Source organism: Methylocystis suflitae (assembly GCF_024448135.1).
In the GTDB taxonomy this organism is placed as follows: domain Bacteria; phylum Pseudomonadota; class Alphaproteobacteria; order Rhizobiales; family Beijerinckiaceae; genus Methylocystis; species Methylocystis suflitae.
Map to the genome: position 1 here is coordinate 1 of NZ_JAMRYX010000114.1, position 1,620 is coordinate 1,620.

1 protein-coding gene is annotated in these 1,620 nt (G+C 61.7%); it reads left to right on the forward strand.

Annotated elements, in window-relative coordinates; genetic code table 11:
• On the forward strand, positions 1-1,435 hold a 1,435-nt coding region (acpA, locus tag NEI07_RS09585), incomplete at its 5' end, for an acid phosphatase (protein WP_256034243.1).
• Positions 1,436-1,620: the final 185 nt, after the last annotated feature.

Here is a 1,620-nt window from a genome sequence, read left to right on the forward strand (position 1 = left end):
GAAAGCCGTCGGACGGTTCGTCATATCGCTTGCCATTTGTGCGACCGCGACCTGCGCACGCGCCGCGGCGCAGGAACAAGAAAATCCTTTCGCGCGAATTGGCCATGTCGTTGTCATTTTTACCGAAAATCGCAGCTTCGATCATGTGTTCGGGCTGTTTCCCGGCGCCGAGGGCGTCAACTCGGCGCAGCACCCGCCACAAGTGGATTTTGATGGACGGCCTCTGACCGCGCTGCCGCGTCCGCGCGCCGACGATCGCTTTCCGCGGCGCTTGCCGAACGCGCCCTTTCGTCTCGAGCCCTTCGTCGACATCGATGGACGGACCATGGATCCGGTCCATGATTTCTATCTCGAGCAGGAGCAGATCGACGGCGGAAAAATGGACCGATTCGTCGAGGCGTCGAACGCCGGCGCGCTCGTCATGGGCTATTACGACGGTTCAGAGCTCAAGCAGTGGGCGCTCGCCAAGGAATTCACGCTCGCCGACCATTTTTTCCATGCGGCCTTCGGCGGCTCGATGCTCAATCATTTCTTCCTGATCTGCGGTTGCGCGCCGGTTTTCGACAATCCGGTGGAGGCGACCAGAAAGAAATTTCTGCCAAAGCTCGCGGCGATTAAGGATTCGCAGGGCGCCGAGCTCACGATTCGAGAGCGCGAAGAGGATTCTCCGGCAAGCGTGCTTGACGGTCCGCCGCGGCATAAGCGGTTTGGCCGACTGACGAGCGACTTGGAGGCGATCGGCACGCTCCAGCCAGGGAACGCCATTTCCAAGCATGACAAGACGGAAGCGCAGGAGCGGCTTCCGCCGGCGCATGCGCCGACCATTGGCGACCGGCTGACGGAGAAGAACGTGACTTGGGCCTGGTACGCCGGCGGGTGGCGCGACGTCATCGAAGGCCGCCTCAAGCCGTATGAAGACAAGCCCGACGCCTTCCAGACCCACCATCAGCCATTCGCCTATTTCGCCAATTACGCGGAAGGTCGAGAAGGCCGCGCCCACCTCAAGGACGCCGACGAGTTCTTCCAGGCGATCGACAAGGGCGAACTGCCGCAGGTCAGCTTCTACAAGCCGCTGGGCGTCTTCAATGGGCACCCGGACTATTCGGATCTCGCGGCCGGCGACGCCCATGTGGGAGACGTCGTCGCGCGGCTGCGCAAGAGCCCGAACTGGGCCGACATGCTGATCATCGTCACGGCAGACGAAAATGGCGGGTTCTGGGATCACGTCGCGCCGCCGCGCCGCGATCGGTTCGGCCCGGGAGCCCGCGTGCCGACGCTCATCATCTCTCCCTTCGCCAAGAAGGGCTTCGTCGACAAGACCGTTTACGACACGCTCTCGGTGCTGCGCACGATCGAGCTCCGCTTCGGCGTTGCGCCGCTTTCCGAGCGCGACGCGAGGGCGACGGATCTGCGCAATGCCCTGGTCGCGCCGTGAGTTCCGGTCGATGTCAGGAAGAGGGTCTGTCCAACTGGCGAGTATACCGCCACAAACAGCCACGGTTATGCCAAAAAATTGCTGTCGATGGCGCCACGCTGCTTAAGCAGCTGATAAAAGGCGATATTATCCATCAGACGACGGGCGCATTCGTAATCTTACCCTGCTCGTAAGGGTGGTTATGA